Consider the following 18,189-nt stretch of genomic DNA (forward strand, 5'->3'; position numbering starts at 1 on the left):
TATGAGTAATGACAGCTTTACTCCTCCACGGGCCCCTAATGCTGGGGATAGAACGGTTTTGATACCGACACCCGGTGCTGCAGCGGCACCGGCAGCAGCTCAGGCTCAGCCACAATTCTTTGCCAGCCAAGATGCCCCGGTCGAGGCTCAGGTCCGCAACAGCCTTAATCCATTGGTGTCTGCGGCTTCAAAATTGTTAGGCGTAATTATCAAATTACGCACAACGATGAATCACGCCAACGTACCTGATTTGCACAAGCGACTTACTACGGAAATCCAAAGCTTCGAGCGTGAGGCAAAGCAACTGGCTTTAACACCTGAATCAGTGCTAACAGCCCGTTACTTACTATGTACTGTCGTGGACGAGGTTGTTTTGACCACACCTTGGGGTACAGCTAGCGGTTGGAGCCAGCACTCTCTTCTTAGCCTGTTTCACAAAGAGACTTTTGGAGGGGAGAAGTGTTTTGTCATTTTGCAACGCATGCTGGAAACTCCCGCAAGTCATTTGGAACTCCTTGAGCTTTTTTACCTGTGTTTGAGCTTGGGCTTTCAGGGTAAGTATCGGCTCGTACAGCGTGGACACGAACAAATAGAACAGATTCGTGATGAGCTCTACAGAACAATTGAACAGCATAAGCAGCCAATGGACCGAGATCTTTCGCCGCGTTGGCAAGGATGCGTAGAGCGAAAATCCCGGCTGATTCACTATATACCCCTCTGGGTGATTATGAGTGTTGTCCTGGGATTGTTACTTGCAACTTATAGTGGTTATCGCTGGTGGCTCTATGAAACGACGACACCGGTCGCAGACCAGATTTTAGATTTGTCCAAAAGTGATGATGAGTCTCCGCAAGGAGAAGGGTAACACTCGGGCTGATATTGATCCTGGGTATGGTCGATACCCTGGAAGACGGAGCAATTCATGAAACGCTTGCGTAACTTTTTTACCAATAAGTGGGTGTTGGGGCTCATAGGGCTCTCAGCTCTTTCCCTCCTCATTTGGTTTGCGGCTGATTACATTAAGTTTGGTAGTGATAATGCCACGCTTTCTCACTCTGTCCGACTAACTATTATTGTATTTATTTTTGCTATTTGGCTTGTGTGGAATATCAGCCAATGGTTGGTAGAGAGACGCCAAAACCAGGCTTTAATAAAAGGCATTGAGGAATCACAAGAAGCCGATTCTACAGATCCAGACGAAGAACGCTCGCTGGAAGAGTTGAATGCTCTTTCTGGTCGCTTCCGTGAAGCGATGGGTGTATTACGTAGTGCTCGGTTTAAATCTGACAAGGGACAAGTTTCCCTTTATCAGCTTCCCTGGTACATCATTATTGGGCCTCCCGGTTGTGGTAAAACAACAGCCCTGGTGAACTCCGGGTTGGAATTCCCGCTGGCGCAGAGTCATGGGAAGGAAGCCCTGGGTGGGGTAGGGGGCACCCGTAACTGTGATTGGTGGTTTACCAATGATGCAGTTTTAATTGATACCGCAGGGCGTTATACGACTCAGGACAGTCACCGGGTTTACGATAATAGCGCTTGGAAAGCTTTTCTGAGTTTATTGAAAAGATACCGCCGCCGCCGCCCGATCAATGGTGCTCTGGTTGCAATTAGCTTGCAAGATTTAATGGTGCAAACGGAAGAGCAGCGCCAACACCAGGCAAAAATTATCCGCCAGCGTATAAATGAACTGCAACAGGAATTGGGTATTCGCTTCCCGATTTATCTCACTTTCACAAAATGTGACTTAGTTGCAGGGTTTACAGAGTTTTTCGACAACCTCTCTCAAGCTGAGCGTGAGCAAGTTTGGGGAATGAGTTTTCCCCGTGAAGCTAACGCCACTGTTGGGGCCCCTCTCGATAATTTCAAAGCCGAATTTGAGCAGCTGATAGAGCGTTTGAACCAGCGCGTATTGTGGCGTGTTCATCAGGAGAGGAATGTAGAGAAGCGGGCGTTGTTGCAAGGTTTTCCTGCCCGAATGGAAAGCCTTACAGATATTCTGACAGATTTTGTAAAGCAGACTTTCGGTCCAAATCGTTACGAAACCGTCCCTATGGTCAGAGGGGTCTACTTTACTAGTGGCACTCAGGAGGGCAGTCCTGTTGACCGTATGATGTCCTCCGTAACTGCTGATTTTGGACTAGAGCGTAGCGTCGGGCCAAAATTCCAGGGTGTTGGTAAGAGCTTTTTCTTGCATCGATTATTGAAGGATGTCGTTTTCCCCGAGGCTGAATTAGTGGGCGTTAATCGCCGGATTGAGTCAGCTAACCTTTGGTTACGCCGGGGAGTTTTTGCTACTTTGGCGGGAGGCTTTGTCGGAGCTATTTTCTTATGGAGTGGCAGTCTCGCACAGAATAAATTATCCATGGGAGAGGTTGGCGATAATCTCAGCGCATACCAAGGCGCAGAAAGTGAGCTGAAAGGCAAAAATATTACGCCCATCAGTGCCTTAAATTTGTTAGAGCCTTTAAAGCGGGCTAGTGCGGTCTACGACCGTGAGGAACATCCGTGGATTGGCAATTTGGGGCTTTATGACACCAGAATTGATACTGCAGCAAATGATCTCTATCGCCATAAATTAGAAACTATTTATCTTCCCGCTTTACTTCGTGATATAGAGAGTGACTTAAGTCGTCTCGGAAGTAATGATCCCGCTTTGGTAAGTACTCTCAAAACCTATTTGATGTTTTTTAATCCAGATAAAATGGATTTGAAAACCATAGAGGCTTATTACACTGCTCGCTGGGAGCGTCAGTTACCCGGTGAAGCCGGGAGGCAGGAAGAGTTGCGCTACCACCTAGATCAACTATTTATTCAGTCTCTTCCCAATTCAATTAAAGAGAATGAGAGGGTAGTAGCTCGCGCGCGACAGCAACTGCGTCGTATCCCTGTACCTCAGCGGTTATTTGCTCAACTACAAAATAGTGACTTCGGATTGACCCCTGTAGATCTCTACCAGGAAATTGGTGGAGACACTCAGCAAATTTTTGGTATGGGAGCCAATAATCCAAACTTCACGATTCCCTTCCTCTATACAAAGGCGGGTTATAAAGAACTGGACTTTGGAGCGGACTCTCAGCTGATGACAAATATGGCTGAAGAGCGCTGGATATATGGAGGAGATCTGAGTGGTGAGGACTTTACCGAAGCCGACCGTGAAAAGCTTGGTGAGGAAGTAAAGCGAATCTATCTTGGGGAGTATTTACAGCGTTGGCAGGGCTTCCTTGGCGGGTTCAAAATACAGAGGTTTGGTAGCACTTCACAGGCATTGGATGTGTTGTCAAAGTTGTCTGATCCTATTTACTCACCCCTGCTTGCGATTACCGAGATAACTTCAGATAACACTCGTCTGACCCTTCGTCCTGAGGTTCCAGTCGATGCTTCTGGGGTACCGCTACCTGTGTCCAGTACTACTCGAAAGTTGGGACAAGCCGCACTGGGTAGTGCAACCAGTGCCTTGCAGGATCATTACAAGCCAAACATTGTTGATGTTAGGTTTGAGGAGGTCCAGCGAATCACTCAGAGTGAGAAGGGGCGGCCAGCGCGTATCCAAGAATACCTGGATACTATTAATAAAATTCAGGAATACCTCACTGAGATCGACAGCGCTCCCGATTCGAATCAAGCGGCTTTTGGACGTGCCAAAGCGCGTTTTGCCGGCGGTAGCGATGCGATTAAACAGTTAAGGGTTAAGGCTGCTAATGCACCAGCACCTTTTGACCAGTGGCTGACAGATATTGCTGACAGCGCTTGGGGGCTGGTAATGGCCAAGACTAAGGCGCATATAAACCGTGTCTGGCGTGAAGAGGTGTATCAAAGCTATAGCAATAGCCTGGCAAACCGGTACCCACTGCGCAGCGACCGTGACCAGGAAGTGCCGGTGATGGAGTTTAACCAGTACTTCAAACCAGGTGGTATTGAGGAGAAATTTGTCAATCAGTATCTGAAACCATTTGTGGATACCAGAAACTGGAAAATCAAATACGTTGAAGGGCAGGGTATTAGCCTTTCAAGGGAAGCCCTTTCCCAGTTGCGTCGAGCTGAACGTATTCGAAAAACTTTCTTCAGTGCCGGCGAAGGAGCTTCTTACTCCTTCCGTATTGAGCCCACGAAACTGGATTCCAGTGTTCGTTTGTTTGAACTTGAACTTGGAGAGCAACGAGTTCCTTACTCCCATGGCCCTAAAACCACTAAAAAGCTGACTTGGCGTGGTGGTGAAAGTAATCGCGTCCGCATTATCTTTGAAGATCTGAATGAGACTGTTCATCGCAAGCATTTTGAAGGGGACTGGGCATGGTACAGACTGTTAGCGAGCTCAGATTTGGAAGCCGGGCGAAGTAATGCAGAACACTTTGTCACTTTCTCTGAGGAAGGGCGAAAGGCTCAATTTAAATTGATTGCATCTAATGTAAACAATCCATTCGACCGCAGTTTACTGCGCGGATATCGATGCCCTGAGACCCTGTAGACGGAGTAGATGATTTGCAAAATACAGTTGGTATTTTTGGTAAGTTGCCGGGTCACGGGGACTTTGTTCAGCGGCAGCTGCCCGGTAGTTTTGTCACTGTATGGGATGGCTGGTTACAACGAGCGGTATTTGGATCTCGTGAACTCGTTGGTCAAGAGTGGTTGGACTACTACTTGACCAGTCCTGTTTGGAGGTTTGTCCACAGCAAAGGCATCATTGATGCCAATGCGTGGGCCGGAATTTTAGTGCCTAGTGTGGATAGTGTGGGGCGCTATTTTCCGTTGACATTTGCTGCTCCTCTATCCCCGGTAGTGGATGCATTTGCTTTTATGTCTGATGCTAAGAGCTGGTTCCAGAGCTTATCTGAATTAGCAATTACATCGCTGCAAAATATGCTACATGCAGACCAGTTATGTGAGGCATTTAGTGCTCCCCCTGACAGGGCGGGCATTATCTCTCTGCCTCCAGCACAGGGAGACTTTGTTGTCTCCACAGGCCAATCGAATAGTCTGGAAAGAGGTTTTGCAGGTCTATTAGGGCAGATGAGCAAAAGTAGCTACTCCGCATATAGTCTGTGGTGGAGTGAGGGGTCTCAACACTTGGCCCCAACAACCTTGCTGTGCCCATCATTGCCGAGCCCAGAACTGTACAGTTCAATGCTTGGTGTACGATTGCAGCAAAATATGAATTAGGATGTGGGGGCGCAAAGTGAAACAGTGGGTCGTGTTGGATAAGAAAAAGCATCGTAATGTTAGATTACTTAAAAGCGATCTTTCCCACAGTAAGAATTTACATGTTTGTTCAATTCTTTTGACTGAGTTTATACCGGTAGCGCATGCATGCCCTATTATATTTGCTAAGTCAAAAGACTCTGGGAAGCTTGAAAGTAGTGCATTGCTTGGTGTGAAACCAGGAGAAAATCTTTTCTGGCAAGAAGGGCAGTGGCAAGGGGAATATGTTCCTGAATCTGTTCGTAATTATCCTTTTTGTTTGAAGTATAAACAAAATGATTTTTCCAGTGCATATATTTGTATCGAATCTTCGCTCCTATCCGCCGGTAAATGCACTTCTCCTAGTGTTAATTTATTTGAGGTAGATGGAAAGGCAAGCAAAGACCTCTTAGAAATACAGCGCCGGCTAAAAAAAAGCCACTTTAATAGGATGCAGGTCTGGAAATTTGTTGATATTTTGCAGAAGTTCAATTTGCTAGAAGAAAAGATAATTAATATAGATTTGGCTGATGGCCTTAAGCATAAATTTACAGGGGTATATTGCATTTCTGAATCGAGGCTACAAAAGCTTGAAGCGGAAAAATTTTTAAAGTTACGAGAGTTGGGTTACCTTCCATTTATTTATTCTCATTTATTTTCCTTACAGAAAGCATCAGCTTTAAGTGCGTTGTACCAGAAGTATAAAGTAAAAGTGCTTCATTGATTTAGAAGAAAACAACCTACATCTAATTAAGTGTTATTGCCTCAGAGCGTCAGTTTAATGAAGCGAAAGGGCAGAATGAAACTAGAAGGAAGGAGCAAAGGCTCTGGATTGTCAAGAAGGTATCAGAGCAGGAAGCGAAGGTTGCTGATATGTCTTACGGAATAATTTTTACTGGGGAGAAAAGAAGTTCTGTGGAGCGACGCTATGCAATAGCTGCATTAGGACGCGAATTTGGCTTGAATTTTAGTCAGATAAAGGGGCTTCTGACAGGTGTAAAATCACAAATCAAATCTACAGATGATAGAGGGGAAGCCCGCCAGATAGTGAATAAATTCTGGTTGGCTGGCTGGCACACTCAGCTCTATCAGAATGATCAATTGATACACTGTACTGCAAAGTCTAGTAATTATGGTGAATCTCCTTTGCCCCCGACTCTTACCTTCTTAGAAGATAAAGAGGGAACGATTTCTATAGGGGTTCCTTCGGGGTGGCAAAAGTTTGATAGCTTGAATCGGGAAGCGGTAATTCAGGCGGGAAGTCCAGAGTTGAGTCGCTACTTGATTGTATTGAGACAGGAACGAAGTCAGCTCCCCCAGGGTTTGTTACTTGACCATTTTGGAAAAGCCCAAATACAGCAATGCCTGACCAGAGTGGAGAATGGTGTTCTTATATCAGGACCAGAAGTGTTGAGAGGGGGTAACCATAGTGGACATATTTATGAGATGTCTGCTGATATTACAGAAACGCCAGTTCACTACTTAGTCACATTTTTTCAATGTCAGGACAGTTTCTATTCTGTGTTTTTGTGGTCATCTATTCGAGATTCTGAGAGAAGTAGAACTGAATTTTTGCATATTTTTACCACATTTACACTTGTAGCTAATACGGCCAGTTGCGATCCAACATTAGTTCCGATGTAATAGCTTGGAATAAGAAGCCAAAATCTAACAAAAATAAATAGCGTAAAATTGTCAACTGAACATGTTTTTTAAAGTAATAGGTACCAAGCGCATTATTTGCCTTGATTAGATATCTACAACGTGTACTCTTCTCAGAATTCTGATTAAAGGATTTGATTCGGTATAAGGGCCTTTTTTGATGGCATTCCCAAACACGATAAATATCGATGAATTAGTTGCTCCAATCTCAGAGGATAATCCCGTAGGGGAAGATATCCGAGAGGATCGTTCGCCAACTTCTGATTATTACTCGATCAAAGATGCTCGCAACAGTGCAAGAGCTGCTGAACGCTCCGCAATGTTCGATGATGCAGACACAGACCTACTCGCACCTTGGAGGGATGTAGCAAAAGCTGCAGAAAATATCCTAGGGAAAAAGAGTAAGGACTTAGAGGTTGCCAGCTGGTATACCGAGGCCTTGATTCGCTTACATGGCTTTATTGGCTTGAGAGATGGCCTGCAGGTGATCGACTCGTTAGTAGAGCAATATTGGGAAGGTCTGTATCCCTTACCAGACGAAGACGGCCTTGAGACAAAAGTAGCACCCCTGACAGGTTTGAATGGTGATGGTGGTGATGGCACCTTGCTAATGCCTATTCGCAGTGCCGGTATTACTCCCGAAGGGGATTATGGGGACTATTCATTCTTCCAATTCCAACAGGCTCGGGATGCTGACAGAATTGCAGATGACGATGCTAAGGCTGCTCGAATAGAAACGCTGGGTTACAACCTTGAGCAGATTGATCAATGTGTAAACAGTGCGAGTGGTGAATGGGCTCAAAACCTCGTCCAGACAATCGAGGCAGCGCTGGGGCACTTTAAGACCATAAATGATAGCCTGCGACAAAGCTGCGGCCATGATGCCCCCCCATCCACGAATATTTCATCTCTATTGGATGAGGTGTTGCGGACAAGCCGTTTTATTTATAAGACGCACTTGGAGTCTATGGAGCAGACTCAAGAAGATGCGGCGCCTGAATCGTCAGAAGAGCCTGCTGGGGAAGTTCAAGCTGGAAGTGCAGCTGCAGCAGCGGTTACTTCTGTGGCTGCCTCTGCTGTAGCTGTCCCTACCGGTCCGGTAGTGTCCAGAGAAGATGCCTTAAAATTGCTTGAGCAGGCGGCAAAGTATTTTCGTACCTATGAGCCGCATACGCCGCTGGCGCCCGGCCTGGAGAGGCTGATAGGCTGGGGACGAATGACCGTCTCACAATTGATGTCTGAATTGCTACCCGATGACCAGTCGAAGGCTCTTTACTCCCAGTTGACGGGAGTTCGTCTCGATGGCACGGATACGCAAAAATATATAACCCCACCAGTGACTACGAGTGGCACCTCATCAGCTCCTGCGGTTGCCGCAGATACACCTACTGAAAGTGTATCCGCGCCAGTCTCTGATGATGGTTGGGGTGAGCAACCGCAAGAAGAAGCCAGCACTGGTTGGTAATTAACTGAGAACAGCAGTCCCTAAAGTCGGAAAGGAGACCTTAGATGTCTGAAAGCATCCACAACAAACTTAAGCGCGTGCGTAAGCCGCGTGTACATATCACTTACGATGTTGAAACTAACGGAGCCGAAGTCAAAAAGGAGCTTCCTTTTGTGGCGGGTGTTATGGGTGATTACTCTGGTGATAATGCCGAGAATCGCAAAGCACTGAAAGATCGTAAGTTTATCCAAATTGACCGCGATAACTTCAACGACGTAATGGGTAAAGTAAACCCAAAGTTGAACTTGCAGGTTGAAAACACCCTGACTGGTGACGGTAGCAAGATGGCTGTTGATCTCGACTTCAACAACATGGACGCCTTCTCGCCGGAGCAGATTGTTGAGCAGGTTGAGCCACTAAAGCAATTGCTTGAAGCCCGTAGCAAGCTGCGTGATCTGCTGAGTAAAGCTGATCGCTCTGAGGAGCTTGAAAAAGTACTTGAGGATATTCTCAAGAGCACAGAAAACGTCAGCGCTATCTCTGACCAGTTGGGCTTGAATGAGGATAAAGGAGAGGACTCAGAATGAGCACTGAAGTAGAAAATGTTGCAGGAAGTGAAGCTGAAGAGCAATCGGCGAGTCTTCTAGATCAGGCGATTGCGGCAACTAAACAAACTGAGCCTCAAGAAGCACAAGACTTGCTTGCGAATTTGACAGAGCAAGTAATGAAAGGGACGGTCACCTGGGATCGCAACCTGACCCAGACCATCAAGAAAGCTGTTAGCGCGATTGATAAGGCCATGTCCCAGCAGCTGTCTGCGATTTTGCATGACGAGAAATTCCAGAAGCTGGAAGGATCATGGCGCGGTCTGAATCACCTGGTCATGAACTCGGAAACTGGCGCTACCATGAAAATCCGCATGCTCAATTTGAGCAAGCGCGAGCTCTTCCGCGACCTGGATAAGGCAGTTGAGTTCGACCAGAGCCAGACCTTCAAAAAAATCTATGAAGAAGAGTTTGGTACCGCGGGTGGTGAGCCCTACGGCGTAATGATCGGGGATTTCGAGTTCACCAGCCACCCTGAGGATATCGAGCTTCTGAGCAAGATGTCTAATGTTGCTGCGGCTGGCTTCTGTCCGTTTGTTGCAGCTGCCGGTGCCGGCATGTTTGGTTTTGATGACTACACGGAGCTTTCCAAGCCGAGAGATCTGGGTGGTATTTTTGAATCCGCCGAGTACATCAAGTGGCGCAGTTTCCGTGACAGTGACGACTCCCGCTTTGTCACCTTGGTAATGCCGCGTACCCTGGCCCGTACTCCTTATGGTGCTAACACCAAGCCGATTGAAGCTTTTGACTTCGAAGAATTTGAAGTGGATGAAGACGGCGTTTCCCGTCCAGCAGAGCACGATCAATACTGCTGGATGAATGCTTCTTATGTTATGGGCACCACCATGACTCAAGCATTCGCTGAGAACTCCTGGTGTACTGCAATTCGCGGTGCTGAGGGTGGTGGTAAAGTAGAAGGGCTACCATCTCACGTGTTCAAGAGTGACGATGGGGATCTCGATCAGAAATGCCCCACAGAGATTGGTATTACCGATCGCCGTGAAGCGGAGTTAAGCGCTCAAGGCTTCTTGCCTCTGTGTCACTACAAGAATACGGATTACTCCGTATTCTTTGGTGCTCAAAGTGCGCAAAAGGCAAAGGCATACGATGACCCTGACGCCACAGCTAACGCAGCTATTTCTGCCCGCTTGCCTTATTTAATGGCGACTTCCCGTATTGCACATTACCTCAAGGTAATGGCGCGCGATAAAGTGGGTTCCTTTATGGAAGCCGGTGATTGTGAGCGTTGGTTGAACAAGTGGATCTCCCAGTACACTAACTCCAATCCTGATGCGAGCCCTGAAATGAAAGCGAAGTACCCGCTTTCTGAAGCGCGTGTAGAAGTAAAAGAGATTCCGGGTCAGCCTGGATGTTACAGTGCGATTGCCTATCTGAAACCCTGGTTACAGATGGAAGAATTGACGACATCCTTGCGTATGGTGGCAAATATCCCATCTGCGGGATAAGGCTCCGGGCCCGCTCTTAGGGGCGGGTTCTCTCTTCACATGGCCTTGTTCAAGGCCAGCGTTTCACCATTATTTATTCAAATAATAATTCTTGTTGGAGTATACCGGTGCCCCGTGCAGCACATGACCAAATATCGGAAGATCAACCAGATGTTCTACCGGAGAAATTGGCGAGAGGGCAGCAGAGAGAGCTACATAAATTTCTGCAGGAACCGGATGACCTTTTTGCATTTGAATATTGGCTCACAGAATTATCCCCTCGTACAAATAGGGATAATTATTCCGTTCGCCATTATCTTGGCCGAATTATCGCCGAGTTGGATGAACTAATCTGTGACCAGCTGAATTGTATAATTCATCACCAGAAGTTTCAGAGACTTGAAGCGAGCTGGCGGGGGCTATCACTCTTAGTGTTTGATACGCCCCATGCTGAAAATATTAAAATCAAACTCTTAGATGCCAGCTGGAAAGAGCTGACGAAGGATATGGAGAGGGCCCCGGATTTTGACCAATCTGGCCTGTTTCATCTTATATACAATGAAGAGTTCGGTACTCCAGGCGGTGAGCCATTTGGTTTGTTGCTTGGAGATTACTATGTATCTCATCGGCCACTGCCTGATCACCCTTATGATGATGTCTTTACTTTGCAGGGCATCGCACATACTGCAGCCGCAGCCTTTGCCCCGTTTGTTTGTGCATCAGCCCCACAACTTTTTGGCGTAGACAACTTTTCGGATCTAGCAAAGCCTATCAATTTTTCAGAAGTGTTCCGTCAAAAGGAATACATTCGATGGAATGGCCTTCGGGACCTGGAAGACAGCCGATTTATTGCCTTAACACTTCCTCAAGTTTTGATGAGAGAACCTTATAATCAGGAGTTTTCATCCTATCGTGGTTTGAGGTTTCAGGAACAGGTACGGGCACCCCATAGCCAGAATTATTTATGGGGAAACGCCTGCTTTGCATTGGGTGCCGTGCTATTAAGAGAATTTAGTGAAGTTGGCTGGTTTTCACATATTAGAGGAGTTGCTCGTGATCATTTGGGGGGAGGGCTGGTAACCCAGCTACCAATGGTGCCTTTTAGGCCAGATAGTACTCCTGGCATGATTCGAATGGCCACTTCAATTTTGGTAACTGATTTTGCTGAGCGGGATTTAAGTGACTTAGGGTATGTATGCTTGAGTCATTGTTACGATACCCCTTACAGCGCCTTTAATAGTGTTCCATCACTTCAAAGGCCGAAGCAATTCACTTCTAAAGCAGCCACGGCTAATGCGCGTATTAGCTCCATGTTACAACAAATACTTTGTGCATCTCGATTTGCTCATTATATCAAGGTAATGATAAGGGATAAGGTGGGTGCTTATATGAATGCAGCAGACTGCGAGCGGCAGTTGCAGCATTGGCTGGATGAATATACAACGGGAAGGGATGATCTTTCCTGGGAAATGCAGGCTCGATACCCTCTACGGGAGTCCCGGGTGCAAGTAACGGATGAGCCAGGTAAAGCGGGTAGCTATCAAAGTGTGATTCATCTCAAGAGTCATTACACCGTTGACCATCTTGTATCCGAGCTAAAACTTACAACCGCATTGGCAACAATCGGCGTCGGAGCTACCTAATTATTATGGTTAGAGAAAAGCGACTATTGGCACCGGTATTGGATCGATTATTACAATCATCTAGTAAATTGGATGTACATCAATCCCATCAAGTGTTGAGACAGTTGCGCGAAGGGGTGCGTCGTGATTTGGAATACTTGTTCAACACAAGATTTAAATGTATTTCCGCACCTTCAACTCATGAAAGTTTAGAACAGTCGAATATTAATTATGGGTTGCCAGACCTATCAACAGTCAATCTTTCTTCTGCCGCTAGCCGAAAACAGTTTTGTCGAGATATTGAAAAAACAATTTTAAATTTTGAGCCCAGAATACGTTCGGTAAAAGTAACCACCCAAGACAAAGTAGATGTCGAAGATCCTAGTATACGCTTTCGTGTAGAAGCTGTATTACATGTAAATCCAGCATCGGAAGTTATTGTATTTGATTCGGCACTCAACCCAGTTACCCAGCTGGTGGATGTCTCTGAGATTATGTGATGAGTGAAAAGTTAATAGATCTCTACGAGCGCGAGCTCGCATTCATTCAGCAAACTTCTGCTGAATTTGCAAAGATGCACCCAGCTGCCGCATCCCGACTTCAGCTGGATGCAGACACAGTTGATGATCCTTTAGTAGGGCGACTGTTGTCCGGCTTCGCTTACATGAATGCTCGGGTGCAGCAAAAGCTGAGTGATGATTTTCCGGAGTTAACGGATGCAATGCTGGAAACTCTGTATCCTCATTATCTTCGTCCTATTCCCTCTTGTGCCATTGTTCAGTTTGAACCGGAAAAGGATTTGGATGCAATAACTCGCGTAGAAACAAAGACGTTACTCGAAAGTGACAGCTTTCAAGGGCAAACCTGCCGCTTTACTACTTGTTATCCGGCAGAAATTTGTCCATTTCAGGCGGTAAGTACCACTCTGATGCCAAGGCCATTTATCGCTCCGGGCTGTAATGACATTCAGGGCGCTAATGGAGTTTTAAAATTGTCTCTTAAAACTTTTAGCCCAAGCATAAAATTTTCTGATTTAAACCCTGAGAGTCTCCGATTTTTCCTTCGTGGCCAACCATCTCATATCTATAGTTTATATGACCTGCTACTCAGTAAGTGTGTAAGGTTGGTTGTTTCCAATGGGGAGAGTGATCCAAAGCCAACTTTTCTCTCTCCGGATGAAATATGTCAAGTGGGGCTAAGTCCAGATGAGGGTTTATTGCCATATCCTGATACCGCATTCGTAGGATATCGACTCCTAACTGAATATTTTGCATTTCCGGAAAAGTTCCTTTTTTTGGATATATTAAATATTGGTGAGGCGTTAAACGAGAGCTTTGACGATACTTTAAATCTGTATTTTTATTTATCCGAAACTCATGAAGAGTTAGAAAAACAGATTTCTCCAAGCATGTTTGCTCTGGGCTGTGCTCCGGTTGTTAATTTATTTAAGCAAAGTGCAGATCCTATTCCACTTAATCACTCGCAGTATAGTTACCATGTGGTCCCTGATGCTCGTAGAAATGATGGCCTAGAAATATATTCAGTGGATGAAGTTGCGGCAACTAATGGTGATGGAGAGACAACCAGTTACCGGCCTTTCTATGGAATTCGACACAGTCAACATCATGCTGATCAATCTGCTTTTTGGTTTGGTCGTCGCAGAGATGTGATCGAAGGGGAGCATCGGAATGAACAAGCATCCGAGATAGATATAAGCTTAGTCGATCTTGACTTTAATCCGCATCGAATTAGTGATCAGACATTAGATATTAAGTTAACGTGTTGTAATCGTAATCTGGCCAAGAAATTACCTAGTGGTAGCGCCCAACCTTATTTAGAGGTTGTTGACGGTGATTTGCCAGTTAGCCGAATTAGTTGTGTGGTTTCCCCAACGGCAACTATACGGCCGCCTCGACGAGAGCGAGGATATTGGAGGTTAATTTCCCACCTTAACTTAAATCATCTTTCCCTATCAGGTGCAGAGGGATGTAATGCGTTAAAAGAAATTTTTAGGCTTTACGATTTTCGTGATTCGGCAAGTACTCGCAACCTGATTGAATCACTCTTGAAGCTTAATACTAAACCGGTTACTGCTCCGATTCAGATTGATCAAAGTGTAGTTTTATGTCGCGGCACAGAAGTTGAGATTGAACTTGATTCCATGATGTTAACAGGAACAAGTCCATTGTTATTTGCTAGCATCATAGAGCGTTTCCTGGGCTTATACTGTTCAATTAATTCATTTACAAAACTGATTGCCACTATGAGTGGTCGAGATGGGGAGTTGAAGCGATGGCCACCTCGCGCCGGCGAAAAAGCTTTACTGTAATTGAGCGTTTACGCCGAGAGCCTTATAACTTTGATTTTTTTCAAGCGGTAAGGCTGGTAGAGCGTGCAGTACATCTGGCAGGTACAGGTTTCAGTAAAGAACCTATAGCGAGCGCTGCCCCTCCGAATAAAGAGCTGATTCGGTTTAGTGCTCAATCTGGGTTGTCTTTTGTTAGTTCGGATGTTTTACGTCTAGAGAAGAAAAACGTTGAACATGAAGAGCCCGATGAAAATGAGACTCATCAGTGGCATATGGAGGTGGGTTTTACAGGGTTAATCGGTAGTCAGGGGGTGATGCCGTATTATCTGACAGAGTTAGTGCAAAGGGAACTTAGGGAGAACAATACGGCACTGCGTGATTTTCTGGATATGTTTAATCACCGGAGCATCTCTCTTTTTTACCAATCTTGGCATAAATACCAGTTGCCTGTGAATTATGAACGGCAACGCCTGCAGAATTCTAGAGAGCCAGACAAGTTTACCCAGGCTCTTACATCCCTAGCAGGGCTTGGCACAAGTGAAATGCGCTATCGAATGCCGATACCGGATGAAGCACTTGTTGGAATGGGAGGACATCTTTCCAGCGGACGCTGTTCCGCTACCGCTTTATCCAGCATGATCAAGCATTATTTTGATTTAACGGTAAGCATCGAACAATTCCAGGGACAGTGGGATGAGTTACCGGATGATATCTTGTGTCGACTGCCCAGTGCTCAGGTGCCGAAGGGTGTTAATAATTGCTTGGGAGTAAATACCATTCTGGGTACGCACTGCTTCCAAGCCCAGAATAAATTTCGAGTAATTATTGAGTCAATGCCTTATGAGCAATTTATGACTATTGCTCCGGGTACGAAAAAGTTGGAATCGCTTAAGGAGTTTATTCACTTTAGTGCTGGTATTGAATTGGATTTTGAGTTGTCGGTGACACTTTCAACCAGCCAGGTGGCACCTGTTCAGCTAAATAGAAAAGCTGAGAATGAACCTTTACTGGGATGGAATACTCACATGGCTAGTGAACAAGATGGTGAAAGGTTAGTACAAATAACCTTAAGTGCAGACAATATTTCACCTGATGAAGCTTTACCTGCTGCATAAGTAAAATTAATAACTTTATTATTTAGGAAAGGATATTCAACGTGATCAATATCGATTTGAAGCGATTGGTTGATACCATGACACCGCATATGCGTGACTCACTAGAGGGCGCTGCTGGGCTTTGTCTGTCACAGAACCAGTACAATGTTGAATTAGAGCATTGGTTACTGAAACTTTTGGATCAGTCTGATACTGACCTTTACCATCTATTGGAAAAACACGACTGTAATCCAGCAAATTTTGCCAAGCAGCTGGCTACAGCGATTGCTGGATTTCGGGCCGGCAGCAGCCGTCCACCAGCCCTGTCCCCAACTATCGTAGAAGCAGCGAAGAATGCTTGGATGCTGGCTTCTATTGATTATGGGCATAGAGCAATCAGCTCCGGACACTTTTTGGCTGCGCTTTTATTGGAAGAAACCTCCCGTCGCCAGATTTTAGAATCCTGCCCAGAACTGAAAGAGATAGCTCCAGAATCGATTCGCGAAACCGCTCGTGCAATGTTTGGGCAAAGTGGAGAATCTAGCCATATTAGCGCCACGGCGGATATGGATGATGGCGCAGCTGCAGTTGCTGCAGCAGCTTCTAAAGCTCCGGCTCTGGACAAATATACAATCAACCTAACTGAAAGAGCGAAGAAGGGAGAGATTGACCCTGTACTTGGTCGTGATGAGGAAATACGCCAATGTATCGATATCTTAACTCGCCGGCGCCAAAATAATCCAATCCTGACTGGTGAAGCAGGTGTTGGTAAAACTGCCGTCGTTGAAGGTTTTGCTCTTCGAATAGCTAGTGGTGATGTACCTGAGCCATTGCGTGGTGTAGCCGTACGCACGCTTGACTTAGGGCTTCTTCAGGCTGGTGCTAGTGTAAAAGGTGAATTTGAAAACCGCTTGAAGTCTGTAATTTCGGAAGTGCGAGCATCTGCAACGCCTATTATTTTATTTATTGATGAAGCGCACACTATGATTGGCGCGGGTGGTAAAGAGGGGCAAGGGGATGCCGCTAACCTCCTGAAGCCTGCACTGGCACGCGGTGAATTGCGTACTTTAGCCGCCACAACCTGGGCGGAATACAAGAAGTATTTTGAACGAGATCCTGCTCTGACCCGAAGATTCCAGGTAGTAAAAGTTGAAGAGCCTGATGAGAGCAACGCGATTGATATGATGCGTGGTATTGCAACCTCGTTGGAGGAGCACCATAAAGTACGTATCCTGGATGAAGCTATCATAGCTTCGGTCAAATTATCTCATCGTTATATTCCCGGGCGCCAATTGCCAGATAAGTCTGTTAGCTTATTGGATACGGCCTGCGCGCGTGTCGCTCTTAGCCAGTCTGCTACTCCTGGGGCGATTGAAGATGCTCGTATCAATATAGATCGCACTAATACTACCCTGGCTAAAATTGAGCGTGAAAATGCGGCAATGGGTGAGCATGAGGAGCAACTGGCGGAGCTAAAAGAGTTTAACGCTTCTGAAGAAAAGCGTTTGGAAGTTCTCGAACAGCAACTGCTTAAAGAGAATGAACTAATCGGACAGATTCAGCAACTCCGCGATCAGATCGATGTAGAGTTTATGAAAGCCAAAGGTGGTGAAGGTGCAGATACACCCGACGAGGCCTTACTAGCCGACTATCAGCAGCAGCTCAAAACATTAACTGCGGACTTGGAAGTTATCCAAGGGGATACCCCGTTAATGCAGCCAGCTGTAGATGAACAGGCTATTGCCGCAGTAGTTGCCAACTGGACTGGAATTCCTGTCGGTAAGATGGTTAGCGATGAAATTATTGCTGTGAAAACTTTGGCAGAGCGCCTGAATAAACGTGTTATTGGTCAGCCCCATGCTATCGAGGCTGTCGCTCAGGCAATTCGCACTTCTCGAGCAGGCTTGACAGACCCACGTAAACCGGTGGGTGTGTTTATGTTCTGTGGTACTAGTGGTGTAGGTAAAACAGAGACTGCGCTTGCCTTGGCTGACGAGCTATTTGGTGGTGAGCAAAATATCACGACCATCAATATGGCTGAATTCAAGGAAGAGCATAAAGTATCTATGCTTTTGGGCTCTCCTCCCGGCTATGTCGGCTACGGAGAGGGCGGTGTTCTTACCGAAGCTGCACGCCGTAAGCCTTATTCAGTAATCTTATTGGATGAGATGGAAAAAGCCCACCCAGGTGTACAGGATGTTTTCTATAACCTGTTTGACAAGGGGACCATTAAAGACGGTGAAGGAAGGGATATTGACTTCAAGAATACCGTAATAATTATGACCTCCAATGCAGGCGAGGATGCAATTAGAGCTATCTTCAATCAGGTAGAAGAAAAGCCCGAGCCAGATGTATTGATGGACAATATCCGCCCACATCTGCTACAAAAATTCAAGCCTGCTTTCCTCGGTCGAGCAAATGTGATTGCTTATTACCCTCTCGATGATGAGAATCTGGTAGAGATTTGCAGAATCAATATGCGTAAGATTGAAAAGCGCGTTCACGAGCATTACGGAGCTTCCTTTAGCTATGACGAGGATGTTTTGATTAACATTGTTGCTCGTTGTCACGAAGCTGATACAGGTGCTCGTAATATTGAAGTTATTCTGAACAAAACATTATTGCCGGAGTTGGCTAGTGAATGTTTGGATAAAATGGCGCGCGGTGAAGAAGTGAAAGCAATTAAAGTATCCGCAGCTGAGGATGGGGAATTTGCCTATAACGTAGTTTAATAATAGTGAAGGCTAGGTGGTGTAAAAGCCACCTAGCCTTCACTAGTATAAGTGTTGATTAAATTCTTTTTTTTTAAATAAAATATATTGTAAGCTTTCGCT

Annotated in this window: 13 protein-coding genes; all 13 read left to right on the plus strand. The window is 45.8% G+C overall.

The annotated features are described in order from the left end of the window. Position 1: 1 nt before the first annotated feature. The 13 genes from icmH (at position 2) to tssH (ending at position 18,087) form a co-directional block, all read left to right on the plus strand. Positions 2–865 carry a type IVB secretion system protein IcmH/DotU gene (gene icmH / locus ACJJI4_RS22065; RefSeq protein WP_413664109.1) on the plus strand — a complete coding sequence of 288 codons (864 nt, stop codon included), beginning with the start codon at positions 2–4 and terminating at the stop codon, positions 863–865. A 57-nt stretch (positions 866–922) separates the two neighbouring features. Then, a complete protein-coding gene (gene tssM / locus ACJJI4_RS22070; protein WP_444926480.1) occupies positions 923–4,465 on the plus strand; it encodes a type VI secretion system membrane subunit TssM in 3,543 nt (1,180 codons plus the stop codon). A gap of 14 nt (positions 4,466–4,479) precedes the next feature. Then, positions 4,480–5,157 (plus strand): type VI secretion system-associated protein TagF, encoded by a 678-nt coding sequence (tagF, locus tag ACJJI4_RS22075; protein WP_444895427.1) that lies wholly within the window; start codon positions 4,480–4,482, stop codon positions 5,155–5,157. Positions 5,158–5,173: 16 nt separating this feature from the next. Continuing rightward, complete coding sequence (locus ACJJI4_RS22080; protein ID WP_444926481.1) at positions 5,174–5,899, plus strand: SapC family protein; 726 nt, start codon at positions 5,174–5,176, stop codon at positions 5,897–5,899. Between the two features lie 149 nt (positions 5,900–6,048). After that, on the plus strand, positions 6,049–6,819 hold the full coding sequence (locus tag ACJJI4_RS22085) for a hypothetical protein (RefSeq protein WP_444926482.1): 771 nt from the start codon (positions 6,049–6,051) through the stop codon (positions 6,817–6,819). A 178-nt stretch (positions 6,820–6,997) separates the two neighbouring features. Beyond that, positions 6,998–8,302: a type VI secretion system protein TssA gene (gene tssA / locus ACJJI4_RS22090; RefSeq protein WP_444926483.1), complete on the plus strand. Its 1,305-nt coding sequence runs from the start codon at positions 6,998–7,000 to the stop codon at positions 8,300–8,302. Positions 8,303–8,346: 44 nt separating this feature from the next. Next, positions 8,347–8,868, plus strand: coding sequence for a type VI secretion system contractile sheath small subunit (gene tssB, locus ACJJI4_RS22095; protein ID WP_413664115.1), 522 nt, complete (start codon positions 8,347–8,349; stop codon positions 8,866–8,868). Next, complete coding sequence (gene tssC, locus ACJJI4_RS22100) at positions 8,865–10,352, plus strand: type VI secretion system contractile sheath large subunit (RefSeq protein ID WP_444895423.1); 1,488 nt, start codon at positions 8,865–8,867, stop codon at positions 10,350–10,352. The genes tssB and tssC (ACJJI4_RS22100) overlap by 4 nt, the downstream gene beginning before the upstream one ends. A gap of 107 nt (positions 10,353–10,459) precedes the next feature. Beyond that, entirely contained in the window at positions 10,460–11,974 is a 1,515-nt protein-coding gene (gene tssC, locus ACJJI4_RS22105) for a type VI secretion system contractile sheath large subunit (RefSeq protein WP_444926484.1), read from the plus strand. 5 nt (positions 11,975–11,979) lie between these two features. Next, a complete protein-coding gene (gene tssE / locus ACJJI4_RS22110; RefSeq protein ID WP_444895421.1) occupies positions 11,980–12,453 on the plus strand; it encodes a type VI secretion system baseplate subunit TssE in 474 nt (157 codons plus the stop codon). Further along, positions 12,453–14,282, plus strand: coding sequence for a type VI secretion system baseplate subunit TssF (gene tssF / locus ACJJI4_RS22115; protein WP_444926485.1), 1,830 nt, complete (start codon positions 12,453–12,455; stop codon positions 14,280–14,282). Before tssE ends, tssF begins: the two co-directional genes overlap by 1 nt. Beyond that, positions 14,246–15,376 (plus strand): type VI secretion system baseplate subunit TssG, encoded by a 1,131-nt coding sequence (gene tssG, locus ACJJI4_RS22120; protein WP_444926486.1) that lies wholly within the window; start codon positions 14,246–14,248, stop codon positions 15,374–15,376. The genes tssF and tssG overlap by 37 nt, the downstream gene beginning before the upstream one ends. Positions 15,377–15,417: 41 nt before the next feature. Further along, positions 15,418–18,087, plus strand: a complete 2,670-nt coding sequence (tssH, locus tag ACJJI4_RS22125; protein ID WP_444926487.1) for a type VI secretion system ATPase TssH — start codon at positions 15,418–15,420, stop codon at positions 18,085–18,087. Positions 18,088–18,189 lie beyond the last annotated feature (102 nt).

The organism is Microbulbifer maximicatervae (SeqCode) (assembly GCF_052467305.1).

Excerpts from the sequence above, each read along its gene's own strand:
- icmH (WP_413664109.1), top strand. The coding sequence starts at position 2 with ATGAGTAATGACAGCTTTACTCCTCCACGGGCCCCTAATGCTGGGGAT.
- tssM (WP_444926480.1), top strand. The coding sequence starts at position 923 with ATGAAACGCTTGCGTAACTTTTTTACCAATAAGTGGGTGTTGGGGCTC.
- ACJJI4_RS22085 (WP_444926482.1), top strand. The coding sequence starts at position 6,049 with ATGTCTTACGGAATAATTTTTACTGGGGAGAAAAGAAGTTCTGTGGAG.
- tssA (WP_444926483.1), top strand. The coding sequence starts at position 6,998 with ATGGCATTCCCAAACACGATAAATATCGATGAATTAGTTGCTCCAATC.
- tssB (WP_413664115.1), top strand. The coding sequence starts at position 8,347 with ATGTCTGAAAGCATCCACAACAAACTTAAGCGCGTGCGTAAGCCGCGT.
- tssC (WP_444895423.1), top strand. The coding sequence starts at position 8,865 with ATGAGCACTGAAGTAGAAAATGTTGCAGGAAGTGAAGCTGAAGAGCAA.
- tssE (WP_444895421.1), top strand. The coding sequence starts at position 11,980 with ATGGTTAGAGAAAAGCGACTATTGGCACCGGTATTGGATCGATTATTA.
- tssF (WP_444926485.1), top strand. The coding sequence starts at position 12,453 with ATGAGTGAAAAGTTAATAGATCTCTACGAGCGCGAGCTCGCATTCATT.
- tssG (WP_444926486.1), top strand. The coding sequence starts at position 14,246 with ATGGCCACCTCGCGCCGGCGAAAAAGCTTTACTGTAATTGAGCGTTTA.